The organism is Streptomyces sp. NPDC001732 (assembly GCF_053596315.1).
Window position 1 is genome coordinate 1 of sequence record NZ_JBSFFY010000033.1, and the last position, 15,611, is coordinate 15,611.

The 15,611-nt window shown below is 71.1% G+C and carries 11 protein-coding genes; 4 read left to right on the forward strand and 7 right to left on the reverse strand.

The genetic code is table 11. From position 1 onward, the window contains the following. Positions 1-226: 226 nt before the first annotated feature. The 3 genes from ACWCXX_RS26190 to ACWCXX_RS26200 all read left to right on the forward strand — a co-directional run bounded on the left by ACWCXX_RS26190 (position 227) and on the right by ACWCXX_RS26200 (position 5,931). Positions 227-2,293 carry a discoidin domain-containing protein gene (locus ACWCXX_RS26190; protein ID WP_451131273.1) on the forward strand — a complete coding sequence of 689 codons (2,067 nt, stop codon included), beginning with the start codon at positions 227-229 and terminating at the stop codon, positions 2,291-2,293. Between the two features lie 318 nt (positions 2,294-2,611). Then, positions 2,612-4,672: an alpha-galactosidase gene (locus ACWCXX_RS26195; protein WP_451131275.1), complete on the forward strand. Its 2,061-nt coding sequence runs from the start codon at positions 2,612-2,614 to the stop codon at positions 4,670-4,672. After that, the gene (locus ACWCXX_RS26200) at positions 4,669-5,931 is read left to right on the forward strand and encodes an MFS transporter (RefSeq protein ID WP_451131277.1); all 1,263 of its coding nucleotides are present in this window, start codon (positions 4,669-4,671) and stop codon (positions 5,929-5,931) included. The genes ACWCXX_RS26195 and ACWCXX_RS26200 overlap by 4 nt, the downstream gene beginning before the upstream one ends. 111 nt (positions 5,932-6,042) lie before the next feature. Here the strand turns inward: ACWCXX_RS26200 and ACWCXX_RS26205 are convergent, their stop codons facing one another. Then, positions 6,043-6,678, reverse strand: coding sequence for a TetR family transcriptional regulator (locus ACWCXX_RS26205; RefSeq protein WP_451131279.1), 636 nt, complete (start codon positions 6,676-6,678; stop codon positions 6,043-6,045). Between the two features lie 61 nt (positions 6,679-6,739). Here ACWCXX_RS26205 and ACWCXX_RS26210 point away from each other — a divergent pair, with 61 nt between their 5' ends. Next, entirely contained in the window at positions 6,740-8,074 is a 1,335-nt protein-coding gene (locus tag ACWCXX_RS26210) for a GH1 family beta-glucosidase (protein ID WP_451131281.1), read from the forward strand. A 137-nt stretch (positions 8,075-8,211) separates the two neighbouring features. On the opposite strand, the gene ACWCXX_RS26215 is transcribed toward ACWCXX_RS26210, so the two are convergent. From ACWCXX_RS26215 to ACWCXX_RS26240, 6 genes are all read right to left on the reverse strand, one after another. Then, on the reverse strand, positions 8,212-9,240 hold the full coding sequence (locus tag ACWCXX_RS26215; protein WP_451131283.1) for a LacI family DNA-binding transcriptional regulator: 1,029 nt from the start codon (positions 9,238-9,240) through the stop codon (positions 8,212-8,214). Positions 9,241-9,305: 65 nt separating this feature from the next. After that, positions 9,306-11,213 carry a glycoside hydrolase family 36 protein gene (locus ACWCXX_RS26220; RefSeq protein WP_451131285.1) on the reverse strand — a complete coding sequence of 636 codons (1,908 nt, stop codon included), beginning with the start codon at positions 11,211-11,213 and terminating at the stop codon, positions 9,306-9,308. 7 nt (positions 11,214-11,220) lie between these two features. Beyond that, the gene (locus tag ACWCXX_RS26225; RefSeq protein ID WP_451131287.1) at positions 11,221-12,039 is read right to left on the reverse strand and encodes a carbohydrate ABC transporter permease; all 819 of its coding nucleotides are present in this window, start codon (positions 12,037-12,039) and stop codon (positions 11,221-11,223) included. After that, positions 12,036-13,007 carry a carbohydrate ABC transporter permease gene (locus ACWCXX_RS26230; RefSeq protein ID WP_451131289.1) on the reverse strand — a complete coding sequence of 324 codons (972 nt, stop codon included), beginning with the start codon at positions 13,005-13,007 and terminating at the stop codon, positions 12,036-12,038. The genes ACWCXX_RS26225 and ACWCXX_RS26230 overlap by 4 nt, the downstream gene beginning before the upstream one ends. A gap of 5 nt (positions 13,008-13,012) precedes the next feature. Then, the gene (locus tag ACWCXX_RS26235) at positions 13,013-14,344 is read right to left on the reverse strand and encodes an extracellular solute-binding protein (protein WP_451131291.1); all 1,332 of its coding nucleotides are present in this window, start codon (positions 14,342-14,344) and stop codon (positions 13,013-13,015) included. Beyond that, positions 14,329-15,525, reverse strand: coding sequence for an aminotransferase class V-fold PLP-dependent enzyme (locus ACWCXX_RS26240; RefSeq protein ID WP_451131293.1), 1,197 nt, complete (start codon positions 15,523-15,525; stop codon positions 14,329-14,331). The genes ACWCXX_RS26235 and ACWCXX_RS26240 overlap by 16 nt, the downstream gene beginning before the upstream one ends. Positions 15,526-15,611: the final 86 nt, after the last annotated feature.

Consider the following 15,611-nt stretch of genomic DNA (forward strand, 5'->3'; position numbering starts at 1 on the left):
TTTTCGCCCGCATTCTCTTTTTTTTTTTTTTTTTTTTTTCTTTGGGCCCCAACAATGGGGCCCGCGGGGGCGGGGCGGCTGCTCCCGGGAGCAGAGGCCCGGCCCCGGCGGCGCGCTTCTTGCCGTTTTCCGGCGGTGGCCCTCGTCGAGGGGGTTGGCCTCGCGGGCTCGGGTGCCTAACGTATGAGCGAAACATGAGCCCAACTCACATTTAAGGATTCATGTGATGACCACGGTTCAATCTCCGCGCCACAGGCTCAGATCCCTCACGGTGGTGTCACTGCTCCTCGCCGTGATGGCCCTGGTGCTCGGCCCGATGCCCAGCTCCGCGGCGGAGCCCGGCTGGTGGAATCCGGCCACGCGGCCCGCGCCCGACTCGCAGATCAACGTCACGGGCGAGCCCTTCAAGGGCACCGACGCCCAGGGACGTGTCAGGGGCTTCGCCGACGTCCACGACCACATCATGTCCAACGAGGGCTTCGGCGGCCGGCTGATCTGCGGCAAGCCGTTCTCGGAGCAGGGTGTCGCCGACGCGCTCAAGGACTGTCCCGAGCACTACCCGGACGGCACGTTCGCCGTCTTCGACTTCATCACCAAGGGCGGCGACGGCAAGCACGATCCCAACGGGTGGCCCACATTCAAGGACTGGCCCGCCCCCGACTCGCTGACCCACCAGCAGAACTACTACGCCTGGATCGAGCGGGCGTGGCGCGGTGGCCAGCGGGTGCTGGTCAACGACCTGGTCACCAACGGCGTGATCTGCTCGGTCTACTTCTTCAAGGACCGCGGCTGCGACGAGATGACCGCCATCCGTCTTGAGGCGCAGAAGTCGTACGACATGCAGGCCTTCGTCGACAAGATGTACGGCGGTCCGGGCAAGGGCTGGTTCCGGATCGTCACCGACAGCGCGCAGGCCCGCGAGGTCATCGAGCAGGGCAAGCTGGCCGTCGTCCTGGGGGTCGAGACCTCCGAGCCGTTCGGCTGCAAGCAGATCCTGGACGTCGCGCAGTGCGGCAAGGAGGACGTCGACCGCGGCCTGGACGAGCTGTACGAACTGGGGGTGCGCAGCATGTTCCTGTGCCACAAGTTCGACAACGCCCTGTGCGGGGTGCGCTACGACTCCGGCGCCCTCGGTACGGCCATCAACGCGGGCCAGTTCCTGTCGACCGGCACCTTCTGGAAGACGGAGACCTGTCGCGGCCCGCAGCACGACAACCCCATCGGCAACGCAGCGGCGCCCCAGGCGGAGAAGCTGCTGCCTGCGGGGGTGTCCGTCCCCACGTACGCCTCGGACGCGCAGTGCAACACCCGCGGGCTGACCGACCTGGGTGAGTACGCGGTGCGCGGCATGATGAAACGCGGCATGATGCTGGAGCTCGACCACATGAGCGTCAAGGCCGCGGGTCGGGCCCTGGACATCCTGGAATCCGAGTCGTACCCGGGCGTCATCTCCTCGCACAGCTGGATGGACATGGGCTGGACCGAGCGGCTCTACAAGCTCGGCGGATTCGCGGGCCAGTACATGAGCGGCTCCGAGGCGTTCAGCGCGGAGGCCAGGCGCACGGACGCACTGCGCGAGAAGTACGGGGTCGGCTACGGCTACGGCACCGACATGAACGGTGTCGGCGGCTGGCCGGGCCCGCGGGGCGGGGACACCCCGAACCCGGTGAAGTACCCCTTCCGCAGTACGGACGGCGGTTCGGTGATCGACAAGCAGACCACCGGCGAGCGCACGTGGGACTTCAACACCACTGGCGCCGTGCACTACGGCATGGTCCCGGACTGGATCGAGGACATCCGGATCGTCGGCGGTCAGGAGGTCGTGGACGACCTCTTCGCGGGCGCCGAGTCCTACCTCCGCACCTGGGGGAACTCCGAGAAGCACAAGTCCGGGGGGAACCTGGCCTCGGGCGCGGCAGCCTCGGCGTCCTCGTCGGAGTGGTGGAACCCGTTCGTCGGCTTCGCGCCCGGCCGGGCCGTGGACGGCGACCCGGGCACCCGCTGGGCCAGCGAGTGGAACGACGACCAGTGGCTGCGGATCGACCTCGGATCCACTAACCCGGTCAAGCGCGTCACCCTCGACTGGGAGGCGGCGTACGCGAAGTCGTACCGGGTCGAGCTGTCGGAAGACGGTACGAACTGGAAGACGGTGTGGTCCACGACCGCCGGTGACGGCGGCCTGGACACGGTACGGTTCGCCGGAACTCGCGCGCGCCACGTACGGATCCAGGGACTGGAGCGCGGCACCAAGTGGGGCTACTCGCTCCGAGAGGTCGGCGTCCACAGCGACTGACGGCACCGGTGCGGCGGTGTCCGGGGCCGGGTCGGCCGGATCGGCTCTCCAGATCCGGCCGACCCCGGTCGGCTTCCCGGCGCGTTCGCCGCCCGCGCCGCGCAGAGCGCAGGGAACCGTGCGCCGCGAACCCGGTCGCCGTCCGTCCCCGGGAGGTCCTCGCGCCCGACGGCCGGAATCAACCGCGTCCCTCCTCCCGGACGTGCGAGGGCCCCGCTGGAGCGATCTTCGACAACCCCGTCAGGGGGGTTGGCGTCGTGGGCTCGCTTGCCTAACGTATGAACAGAACATGAGCCGAGCTCACATTTAAGGATCTGCGTGATCACTCACCACTCCGAAGCCCGCCTCTGGCTCCTGAGTACTCCCGGCACCTCCTACGCCTTCCGGCTGGACGCCGACGACGTCCCCCGGCACGTGCACTGGGGCCGGCCGCTGACCCTGGAGCAGGCCGTCGCGATCGCGGCCGACCTGCCCGCCGAGGACCCCGGCGGCGACGACCCCGGCGGTGAGGAGTACGCGGTCGAGGGCGGGCTGCGCTTCGGGGCGCCCTCGCTGACCGTCCGGTTCGACGACGGCGTCCGCGGCTTCGAGTGGCGGTTCGTCTCGCACACGGCCGAGGACGACCGGCTCACGCTCTCCTTCACCGACCGTGTCCGCTCCCTCGGCCTCGACCTGCACTACCGGATCCGGGACGGCCACGACCAGATCGAGCGCCGGGCCGTTCTCACCGCGGAGGAGCCGGTGGACGTCCTGCGGTTCGACTCCGCCGCCTGGACGCTGCCCGCCCGCGACGACTACCGGGTCAGCCATGTGGTGGGGGAATGGGGCCGGGAGTTCCAGCTCCGGCGCGACCGGGTGCCCGTCGGGGAGACCGTGTTCACCAGCCGCCTCGGCATCACGGGACAGCACGCCGGACCCTGGCTGATGCTCGACGCGCATGACGCCGCCGAGGAGCACGGCGAGGTCTGGAGCGCGGCCCTGGCCTGGAGCGGCAGCCGCCGGATCACACTGCGCCGCGACCCCTGCGGCCGCGCCTCCTGGACGGGCGGGTTCGGCCACGAGGGCCTGGTCTGGAAGCTTCTCCCCGGCGAGCGTCTGGAGACCCCCGTCTTCACCGGGCTGTACGCCCCCGACGGCTTCGGCGGCACCAGCCGCCGCTGGCACGCCTACGTCGAAGACCAGGTGCTGCCCGCCCGGCCGGCCGAACGCCCACTGATCTTCAACTCGTGGGAGGCGACCGAATTCGACATCACCGAGCAGCAGCAGACCGAGCTGGCCGAGCTGGCCGCGGGTCTCGGCGTCGAGGTCTTCGTCGTGGACGACGCCTGGTTCGGCGCCCGCACCAGCGACATGGCCGGGCTCGGCGACTGGTGGCCCAACCCCGACCGCTTCCCGGACGGCCTGGGCCCGCTCGCCGACCACGTCCGCGCGCTGGGCATGGGTTTCGGCCTGTGGGTCGAGCCCGAGGCGGTCAACCCCGACAGCGACCTCTTCCGTGCCCACCCCGACTGGATCCTCTGCCAGAACGGCCGTCCCCGCACGCAGCGGCGCAATCAGCACGTGCTCGACTTCGCCCGCCGCGAGGTCCGTGAATGGGCGGTCGAATGGCTGGTCAGGACCGTCACCGAGCTGGACGTCGTCTTCCTCAAGTGGGACATGAACCGGCCCTTCAGCGAGGCGGGGCAGCCCGGGGCCACCGATCCCGACCGGGTCTGGATCGGGCACACCCGAGGCGTCTACGAGGTGATGGACCGGCTGCGCGCCGCCTGTCCCGGCCTGTACCTGGAATCGTGCGCGGGCGGCGGCGGCCGGGCCGACCTGGGCGTGCTGGCCCGCGCGGACCAGGTCTGGACTTCCGACAACACCGACGCCGCCGACCGGGTCGCGATCCAGCACGGACACTGCCAGCTGCTGCCCGCCCGGACCATGGGCGCCTGGGTCACCGACAGCCCGAACAGCTTCACCGCCCGCCCGACCTCGGTCCGGTACCGCTTCCACGTCTCGATGGCCGGGGCGATGGGCATCGGCGGCGACCTGCGGAAGTGGAGCGAGGGCGACCTGGCGTGGTCCCGGATGCTGGTCGAGCAGTACAAGCGGATCCGGCCCGTGGTGCACGGCGGCGTCCAGTACCGCTTGGAGCACCACGCCGTGCAGTACCTCACCGAGGACGCGGTCGTCGTCTTCCAGTTCCAGCCGTCCGCGCTGACCCGAACGGCCGCCCGTACCCGCCTGAAGGCCCTCGACCCCGACGCCCGCTACCGGGACGAGGCCACCGGCGCCGTGCACGAGGGCGCCGTCCTGCTCAGCCACGGTCTCCCGCCGCTGCTGTCCTTCGACTGGACGAGCGAGCTCATCCACCTCAAGAGAGTGCCCCGATGACCCTCGCCCCCGAACGGCCCGAGGCCCTCGCCGAGCCGACCCGCAAGGTCGGCTCCGGCTGGATCGCCCTGTACGTCCTGGCCAACATCGGGCTGTTCGTCCCGATGCAGGCGCCGACCACGTTTCTGATGCCCGAGCAGATCGCTCGGATCGACCCGGCGGGGAAGGTCGGCAGTTATGCCTGGGTCAGCATGATGGGCGCGATCTCGGGAATCGTCATCGCGCCGCTGGCCGGTGCGCTCAGCGACCGCACCACCAGCCGGTTCGGCCGCCGCCGACCGTGGCTGATCGCGGGCTCGCTGGTCTGCATGGCGGCGCTGGCCTGCACCGGCGTCCAGACGACGGTCGTCGGGGTCGCGCTCGGCTCCCTCGTGCTGTCCGCCTCCTTCATGGTGATCGGTGCCGGGCTCTCCCCGGTGGTGCCCGACCGGGTCCCGGTCGGACAACGCGGTGTGGTGCTGGGCTGGGCCATGGTCCCGCAGGCCGGCAGCATGATCGCGGGCGGCCTACTGCTCGGGCTGGTCACGGGCTTCCCCGCGCAGTACCTGCTGATGGCCTCGTTGCCGCTCCTGATACTGCTGTTCGCGACCGCCATGAAGGACCCGCCGCTTCCCCGCCGGCACCGCGAGCCGTTCTCGCTGCGTGCCTTCCTGGCCGGCTACCGGATCAACCCGCGCGAGCACCCCGACTTCGTCTGGGCGATGAGCTCCCGGTTCGTCATGGGGCTGGGCTACGGCCTGGGCACGCTCTACATGCCGTACTTCCTGGACGACGTCCTGCACTACGAGCAGTCGTTCCCCGGCCAGTCCACCGAGGACGGGCTGCTCATCGTGATCGGTGTCAACTGCCTGGCCACGATCTCGACGGTCGTCCTCAGCGGCTGGCTGTCCGACAGGCTGGGCAAGCGCCGCATGCTGGTCTTCCTCGGCGGCGTCACGATGGCCGTCGCCGCGATTCCACTGGCGCTGTCGCCCACGTGGACCATGACGCTGGTCGCGGCCGTCACCCTGGGCCTGGGCTACGGCGTGTACCTGGCCGTCGACACCGCCCTGGTCACCGAGGTCCTCCCTGCCTCGGCGGACCGCGGCAAGGACATGGCCCTGGCCAACCTGATGACTTCCCTGCCGTACGTTCTGGTTCCCCCGATCGCCTCGGTCGTGCTCGGCAGCCCGGGGGGCTACCGCTCGCTCTTCCTCTGTTCCGCGGCCATGTCCGTGCTGGGCGCGGTACTGGTCTGGAAGGTCAGGAGCGTCCGTTAGCGCTCAGGAGGGCGGCGGCGTCCTCCGGCAGCACGTCGGCGATTCGCTCGACGTGACCACGACAGCGCCCGAGCGGCCCCGGTCGTTCGCGCTTTCGGTCGCGAGCACGCTCTAGTCGCCAGGGGGCCGGATCAGACCGCCCAGGTAGCTGTTGAGAACTCGTTTGCACTCGGAGATCAGCTGGGGGTCGCCCTGCGGATCGGTACGGAAAGCCAGTTTCAGCACGCTGTCCGCGCACTCCAGGGCCACCCGCACAGCGATTTCGAGTTCGGCGTCGCCCCGGACCCCGGTCAGGGTGGCGGTCAGTGCGCGCAGCCGTTCGGCGACCGCGGTGTTGTTGTCCAGGGCCGGCTCCAGGATGTGGTCCTGTCCCACCGCGCCGAAGTCGACCACGCCGAAACCGGTGATCGTCCGGCGCATGGTGACGAACTCGTCGACGGTCACATCCACGATGCCCGGGATGCCTTCGGGTTTCTCGTGCTCCAGCCGAACCGCGACCCGCTCCAGGAAGATCTCCAGGTTGCGGGCGGCGAGCGCGCCGATCAGCCCCTCCCTGTCGGAGAAGAACTGATAAAGGGTGCCGATGGGCACCTCGGCCCTGCGGGCCACCTCCTTGGTGGTCAGCGCGGCATAGCCGACCTCGTCCAGAAGTTCGGCGCAGGCGTCCAGCAGCCGTTCGAAGCGTTCGGCGCTGCGCTTTTGGACCGGCAGCCGGCGCAGGGCCCCTGCGGTGCGATCTTGATTCACGCTTCCATCATCCCATCGGACGGATTAACATGAGCACTACTCATGTTTCAGGAGGTTGGGTGTGACACTGGACCATCTGCCCGCGGACTTCGTCTGGGGCGCCTCGACGGCGTCGTACCAGATCGAGGGCGCCACCAAGGAGGACGGCCGCGGACCGTCGGTGTGGGACACCTTCACCTCCCGCCCGGGTACAGTCCGCGACGGGCACACCGGTGACGTGGCCTGCGACCACTACCACCGGTACGAGGAGGACCTCGCGCTGATGGCCGAGGCGGGCCTCACCGGCTATCGCTTCTCCATCGCCTGGCCCCGGATCCAGCCGACCGGTGGAGGCGAGGTCAACCCCCAGGGCCTGGACTTCTACGACCGGCTGGTCGACGGCCTGCTCGCACGGGGCGTCGAACCCGTCCCGACCCTGTTCCACTGGGACCTCCCACAGGGCCTCGAGGACGGCGGCGGCTGGCTGAACCGCGACACCGCGCACCGCTTCGCCGAGTACGCCGCCGTCATGGCCGACAAGCTGGGCGACCGCGTCCAGAAGTGGATCACACTCAACGAACCGTTCATCCACATGGTCTGGGGCTACGGCCTCGGCATCCACGCGCCGGGCCGCACCCTGTTCCTGGACTGCCTGCCGGTCGCCCACCATCAGCTGTTCGGCCACGGCCTGGCGCTGAGAGAGCTGCGGGCGCGGGGCCTCCAGGTGATGATCGCCAACAACTGCACCCCGGTCTGGCCCGCCTCGGAGGCTCCCGCCGACCGCGCCGCCGCGCAGGCCTATGACAACCTGCACAACCGCCTGTTCAACGACCCGGTCCTCACGGGCACCTACCCCGACCTGTCGGCCTTCGGCGCGGACACCTCCCTCGGCGGCTCCGTCCGGGACGGCGATCTCGAACTGATCTCGGCCCCCCTGGACGCGCTCGGCATCAACTACTACAACCCGACCCGGATCCAGGCGCCGACGTCCGAGGGGCTGCCGTTCGAAGAGGCTCCCATCGAGGGCTACCGCCGCACCGCCTTCGACTGGCCCGTCGTCCCCGACGGCCTACGGGAACTGCTCGTCGGTCTCAAGGAGCGCTACCCGGCCCTCCCGCCGGTCTACATCACCGAGAACGGCTGCTCGGTCGAGGACGTCGTCACCGCGGACGGCACCGTTCCCGACCTCGACCGCATTGACTACTTGGACACCCACCTCCAGGCCGTCGACGCCGCCGTGGCCCAGGGCGTGGACGTGCGGGGCTACTTCACCTGGACCCTGATGGACAACTTCGAATGGGCCGAGGGCTTCCACCAGCGCTTCGGTCTCGTCCACGTCGACCACGAGACCCAGGTCCGCACCCCGAAGGCGTCCTTCGCGTGGTATCGCGACCTCATTCGCGCTCAGCGCGGTTGAGCCGCCCGCCGGACTCGCACGGATTCCGCACGTGCTCCGGGTCCGGCCGAAGGCGGTCGACACCCGCGGCGTCCGGGCGGCGATCCCTTCCCGGCAGACACTGCCCCCGTCACGTCACAAAGGCGGTGCGACGGCTTCTACCGCCCCGGCGTGCTGTCGCGAACGATCGGCTCCGCGGGAAGCAGCAGCCCGCTCGCCGGAGCGGCGGCGGGGTCCTCGACGGCGATGATCAGCCGGTCGACGAGGGCATGGGCGATGGCGGCCAGGGGCAGGCGCGCGCTGGTGAGGGCGGGCTGGAGCAGCGTGCAGAGCGGGATGTCGTTGAAGCCGGTGACGGCGACGTCGCTGCCGACGGCGAGGTCTGCGGCGCGGACGGCCTGATAGGCGGTCAGGGCGAGCCAGTCGGTCGCGCAGACCAGGGCGGTCGGGCGGTCGGGGCCGGTGAGCAGGCGCTGGACGGCGTGGGAGAGTGCGGCCGGGTCGTCGTCGGGGACGCCGACCTCGAAGGCTCCGGCGGGGGCGGCGGCCGCGGCCTGCAGGAAGCCGGCCCTGCGGTCGGCGAGCCAGGGCAGGGACGCGGCGGAGTTGAGGTAGCAGATCCGCCGGTGGCCCTGGTCGAGCAGGAGACCGACCAGTGCGGCGGTGGTGGCGGTGGAGTCGATGTCCACCCAGTTCTGCGGGCGGCCGGGGGCGGTCCGGCCGAAGGCGGCGAACGGGAAGCCGGCCTCGGAGAGCACGTCGACGCGGGGGTCGTCGTGGACGACGTCGGAGAGGATGAACCCGTCTACCTGGCGGGCCGCGATCAGGTCGTTGAAGGACCTGGCGACCGCTCCGGCACCCTGCTGGGGGTCGGAGCGGAACAGCAGGATGCGGTGGCCGACGTCGTCGGCGGCGGTCACCAGTGCCTGGAGGAAGCCGCCCATCAGGGGATTGGGGTCGGCGGGGTTGTCGACGGGGGCGGGATAGCCGATGACCTTGCGGGTGCCGGTGCGCAGACTGCGGGCGGACTGGTCGGGCCGGTAACCGAGTTCGTCGATGGCGGCGGTGACCCGGGCCAGAGTGGCTTCGCGCAGCCGGTGGGGGGCGTTGAGGGCGTTCGAGACGGTCTGTCGGGAGACTCCGGCCGCGCGTGCGACCTCCTCGATGGTCACCTGTCGAGCGGTCATCGTTCCTCTGCGGGCGGTCGTCGGCGGGCTGGGGGCGGCGGCCACCCGCCCCCGGCCCGCGGTTCTCAGTGCTCGCGGGTCAGGGTGAGCAGGCCACCGGTCGGTACGGTCACCGGGTTCACCCCGGCGACGAGGTCGAACACGGTCTCGGACAGGATCTCACCTCGGCAGTCCTGTACGCGGGTGAGGGCTTTCTCCGGCCGGGTGGCGGTCAGAAGCACCACGGGGTCGCCGTCCGCGTTGGCGACGAGCAGGGTCTGCGGACCGTCCGTGACATGCCGGTCCGGAAGGGCGACGGGCAGCGGCGCGTACCGTGCGACCACGGTGGTGCGGTGGTCGCGGGCGCGGACCAGGGGGTAGCCCAGGTCCGGCCGGGCGGGTTCCAGGACGCCGAGCTGGAGGACGTCGGCGTACCGGCGGGAGACGCCGAGCCAGAAGCGCAGGGTGGCGAGCTGGCCGGGGCTCTGGGCGGCGAGGTCGACGGAGATCTGCGGCACCGAGAACAGGGCGTTGACGAGGTGGACGGCGACGGACTCGGGCGTCTCGGCGGAGTTCCACGTGATCATGTCGGCGTGGACGGCGAGCGGGCCCGCGGTGAGGCGGCAGTCGACGGTGCGCTGGCGGTTCTCGGCGGGGCTGAGCGGGCAGTCGGTGGCGCGGACCATGGTGGCGTACGGCCACAGCCCGGGGCCGACGTACGGCTGGCGGTGCTCGACGATCACGTCGGGCCGGGTGCGGCGCAGGCGGGCGTCGAGGTCGGCGAGCAGCTGGAGCACGCCCTCGTGGACGGTGGCGCGGTCGGCGCCGGCCGGGGCGGGCGGGGGGTCGGTGACGGCGAAGCGGTCGATGAAGTCGAGCTTCAGACCGTCCATGTCCCACTGCTCGACGGCGCGGGAGACCTTCTCGATCAGGTAGGCACGGACCTCGGGGTGACGGGGGTCGAGCACGGCCGCGTCCAGGTGGGGCTCCTCGCGCAGGACCATGCCCTTGAAGCGGTCCCAGGCGTCGTTGTGCCGGCCGATGAACGGCAGTGCGTACCACAGGAGATAGGCGAGACCGATCCGGTGGACCTCGGCGACGTGGGCCGCGGGGTCGGGGAAGGCCACCGGGTTGGGCTCCCAGTCGCCGCAGTGGCCGTAGCCGCGGGCGCGGTCGGTGGTCTGCCAGCCGTCGTCGACGATGATGCTCTCGCAGCCGACGGCCGCGGCGAGGGCGGCCTGGCGTTCGACGGCGGCGGTGTCGACGTTCTGGTGGAGGCTGTACCAGGTGGAGTAGGCGGGCATCCGGGCGGCGGGGGCGACGCCGGGGTGGTCCAGACCCTCGGCCCACCAGGCGGTGACGTCTCGCAGGGTGGCGGCGAAGTGGCGGCCGCCGATGTCGATCCGCAGCCGCAGCGGCGGCCCGTCCGGGGTGAGGTCCTGCTCGACGGTGAAGGCGAACTCGTTGGTTTCCTCCACCACACCGGCGCCGACGCGCACGGGGGCGGAGGTCTCGGCCGCGGCGGCGGTGCACAGGGCGCGGTCGTCGGCGCCGACCAGGCTGGCGACGGGGGCGCCCAGGGCGAGCGAGACGGTCCGGGGGGCGATCCAGGACGGCGGCAGCCAGCGGGAGGCGTTGGTGTCCGGGGTCCAGTAGGCGGTGGCCCCGAGGCAGGGGACCCGCCATTCGGCACGGACGGTGGCCGCGACCGCCGGCGTGACCTCGATCAGGGCCACGCCGTCACCGGCCGGGGTGACGGCGGTCTCCAGCCGGTCGCAGCCGAGCCCGGTGAGGTGGACGGTGAGCGGGGCCCCGGCGGAGAGGGACAGACCGGTGTCGAGCTGCCGGTGGCCGACGGCGCCGGGAAGGGCCCCGGCCGACGCGTTCGGGCGCCACACCGGGGCGAGCTGCTGCGGGGCGGACTGCTGCGGATCGGCGTCCGGCTCGGCGGGCACGGACGCGCTCTCGGCGGCGGGGCGCGGTTCGGTGGTCATGGTGTGATCACTCCTTGGTGGCCCCGGCCAGCAGGCCGGAGATGAACTGGCGTTGCAGGACGAGGAAGAGGGCCATCACGGGGACGGCGGCGATGCCCGCGGCGAGCAGGACCTGCGCGTAATTGGTGGTCGACAGCCCCTGCAGGGTGGCGGTGGCCACGGGCAGCGTGTACATCTCGGGGCTGCGCAGCGCGATCAGCGGCCAGACGAACTGGTTCCAGCTGCTGAGGAAGACGAACAGCGCGAGCGCCGCGATGATCGGCCGGTTGACCGGGATGACGATCCGCCACAGCACCCGTAGTTCACCGGCGCCGTCGACGCGGGCCGCGTCCAGGAGTTCGTCGGGCATGGAACGCAGAGCCTGCCGCATCAGGAAGATGCCGAACGGGGTGACCAGACCGGGCAGGACGATGGACTGATAGGAGTCGATCAGGCCCAGGTCCATCATCATCTGGAAGATCGGGATCAGCATCACCGTGTCGGGGATGACCAGGGTGCTGAGCAGCAGGACGAAGAACAGGTTGCGCCCGCGGAACTCGAACTTGGCGAAGGCGTACCCGGCCAGTACCGAGACGATGACGGCACCGAGCGTCTGGGTGCCCGCCACCACCAGGGTGTTGAGCAGGACCCGGGTGAGCCCGATGGACTCCTCCAGTCCGCGGAGGTTCTCCAGGAAGTGGCCGCCGGGCAGCAGTTTCGGCGGCCAGGAGAACACGTCCCTGTCCTCCTGGGTCGCGGCGACGGCGAGCCAGTAGAACGGACCGACGCAGAGCGCGAAGGCGCCCGCGAGCAGCAGCGTGAGCAGCGGACCCCGACGGGACTTCATCGGCGCTCTCCCATCAGGCGGACCTGCAGGATGCCGAGCACGGACACGATCAGCGCGAGCACGTAGGCGATGGCCGACGCGTAGCCGAAGTCGAAGTACTTGAAGCCGTTGTTGTACAGGTACATGGTGACCGTCAGGGTGGCGTTGTCGGGGCCGCCGCCGGTGAGGACGTACGGCTCGTCGAAGAGCTGCAGGGTGCCGATGGTGGAGAGCACCACGGTGAGGAGCAGGATCGGCCGCAGCTGGGGCAGGGTGATGGAGACGAAGCGGCGGATCGGCCCCGCCCCGTCGACCATCGCGGCCTCGTACAGCTCCCTGGGAATGCCCTGCAGACCGGCGAGGTACATCACCGCGTTGTAGCCGGTGTAGTGCCAGGTGATGACGAGGACGACGCCCACGCGGGCCCAGGAGGGACTGCCGAGCCAGTTCACCCGGTCGACGCCGAACAGGGAGAGGACCCAGTTCAGCAGCCCGGCGTCGCGGTTGAGGATCACGGAGAACATCACGCCCGCGGCGACCAGGCCGGTCAGCGAGGGTACGAAGACGCCCAGCCGCCAGAGCGGACGCAGCCAGACCTTGGCGGAGTTGAGTGCGAGGGCGACGAGCAGGGCCAGGCCGAGCATCAACGGCACCTGGACGACCAGGATCAGCGCGGTGTTCTTCAGTGCGGTCCAGAACAGCGGATCGCCCAGCAGGCGCCGGTAGTTGGCGAGTCCGGCGAAGTGCCGCTCGGCGCCGCTGCCGGTGGTGAGGCTGATCCAGAGAGAGGAGACGATGGGGTACGCCTTGAAGACCGCGAAGCCCAGGACGGCCGGCATGATCAGCAGGTACGGGACGGAGCCGCGGGTCAGCAGCCCGCGTCGGCGCGGGCGGGCGTGGCCGGTGCGCGCGGGGGTGCCGCGGCCGGGCGGGGCGGGGGCGGCTGCGGGGGCGGCTGCGGGAAGGCGTTCGGGCAGGACGGAGGACATGGTGGTCAGGCCGCCTGCTGCCGACCGGTCTGCTGGGCGAGCCGCTCGGCGGCGTCCCCGAGGGCACTGGCCGGATCGGCGCCCTTGACCAGCACCTGGCTCTGGGCGTCGCCGGCGAGCTTGAGAGCTCGGGTGTAGTCGCCGGTGAAGTTGGTGGCCTCGGAGCCGGAGGAGAGCGAGTCGACGAAGGTCTTCAGCACCTTCTGGCCGCCGTAGTAGGGGTGGGGCGCGCTGAACCTCGGGTCGTCGTACGCCGTGCCGAGGGCGGGGAAGACGCCGCCGGAGGTGAACATCCGGTTGATCTCGGCGGGCTTGGTGAGCGCGTACTCGATGAATCGCCAGGCGGCCCGGCGGCGCTTGCTCGATGCGGAGACAGCCAGGTAGGTGGAGTTGACGATGGCGCTGCGGCCTCCCCCGGCAATGGCGGCCGGAGGCTGCATGACGCGCCATTTCCCCTTCTGGCCGGGGAACTTGGTGGCCAGGTACTCGACGGCCCAGGCGGGGTCGGGGGAGGTGGCGAGCTTCCCCTGGCCGAGCAGGCGCTTCCTGGTGCCCTGCCCCGCGGTGTCGGCGAGCAGGCCGTCGTCGTTGAGCCGTTTGATGATGGTGAGGGCGCGGACGGCTTCCGTGGAGGCGAGCGTGATCCTGCCTCTTTGGTCGAAGTAGAAGGCGTCCTGGAGCTGCATCAGGTTCTGGAAGAAATCCATGTCCGGGGTGGTGCCGGGCTTGTCGAGCCCGAGCAGTTGGGCGCCGGTGGCGGCGAGGATCTTCGGTCCGGCGGCGATCAGGTCGTCCCAGCTGCCGATGTCCGCGGGGTCGACACCGGCCTTGTCGAAGTAGTCCTGCCGGTAGAACAGACCGAGCGGGTTGACCTCCCACGGGAGGGCGTGGGCGGCCTTGTCCTTGCCCATGACGGTCGGCCACAGCCCCTGGACGAAGTCGCTCCGGTACCGGTCGGCCCCGAACCGGGACAGGTCGGTGAGCCCGTCGGGGAACTTCTCCAGGTAGCCGGGCAGGTAGTCGACGCCGATGTGCAGGACGTCGGCGAGGCCCTTGCCGTCCGATGCGAGGCCGACGGTGATCTTGTCCCAGATGGCCGGGTTGCCGACGTCCTGTATGTCCACCTGGATGCCAGGGTTGTCCCGTTCGAAGGAGGGGACGACGCCGCGCAGGGCCTCGGCCGCGGTGGTCCAGCTCCAGACGGTTATCCGGCCCTTGTCGCCGTCGGCGCCGCTGTCGCCGCCCGATCCGTTGTTGCCGCAGGCGGTCAGGCCGAGTCCGGCGGCGGAGGCGGTGGCGAGCTGGAACAGTCGGCGGCGGCTCAGTTGGTGGGACATGTCGGCTCCTGGGCGTAGTGGGTGGTGGTGGGACGGGCGAGGGTGCGCAACGCCTCGGCGAACAGGCCGGCCGCGGCGTCCGGGGTGGAGGTGTGGGGGGACAGCCGGATCCACTCGTCGCGGCGGGTGGTGATCAGGCCGGCCGCTTCGAGGGTGCGGTGGACGGTGACGGGGTCGTGGCCGGGCAGGCGGAAGGTGCCGATGCCGGCGCGCTCGTGGGGGCCGAGCCCGTCCAGCAGGACGTCGGCGCCGGCCCGCCGCGCACGGTCGAGCAGGTCGGCGAGGGTGGCGCGGATACGGGCTCCGGCGGCGGCCGGGCCGCCCCGGTCGAGCAGGTCGTCGATGGCCGCGCCGAGGGCCGCGGCGGCCGGGAAGTCCGGGTTGGTGGCGAGGTGGGCGGCGGCCCCGGGCAACGGCTCCGCCGGGTGCCGGGACGCGAAGGGCTCCACGACGCCGGCCCAGCCGCCGAGCCCGGGGGCCAGCCGCTCGGCGCACCGGTCGCGGATCAGCAGCAGCGCGGCCCCCCAGCCGGCCCGCAGCCACTTCTGCCCGCCGCTGACGAGGACGTCGGCGGCGTCCGCTTCGAGCGGGACGGCGCCCAGGCCCTGGATGGCGTCGACGATCAGCAGCCGGCCGGGACCGAGGATCTCCTTGAGGGCGGCGAGCGGGGCCAGGTGGCCGGTGAGCGAGTCGACGGCGCTGACGGCGAGGGCGACGACGTCGGGAGTGAGGTGGCGACGCAGCAGGTCGGGGGTGATGTGCCGCTGTCCGTCCGGTTCGACGAGGCGGACCGCGGGGCCGCCGCGGGCGGCGAAGCGCAGCCAGGGATAGAGGTTGGCGGGGAACTCGTCGCGGGGCACCAGGAGCGTGCCGGGGCCCTGGAGCGCGGCGGCCACGGTGAACAGGCCGTTGCTGGTGGACGGGGCGAGGGCGATCTCGTGCCGCCGGGCGCCGAGCAGCCGGGCCGCCGAGCTCTGGGCGGCGTCGCTGAGCGCGAACAACCGGTCGAGGTCGGCGGGATCGAGACGGGCGGCGAGCGCGGTCGTGGCGGCCAGCGCCGCGGCGGCCGGGCAGGAGAGCGGACCGACCCTGGCGTAGTCGAGGTAACCCACCGCCGGGCCGCGGACGAGGTCCGGGCCGGGGATGGAGGGGGCAGGTGCTCGACTGATTTGATCGTTCAAAATTATGCCCTAACGGCGCTTGCTGCATGTACTTCCGTGGATTTGAAGGTTCACATTAGGGAGGCCGGATCGCCCCGGCAAGAGGT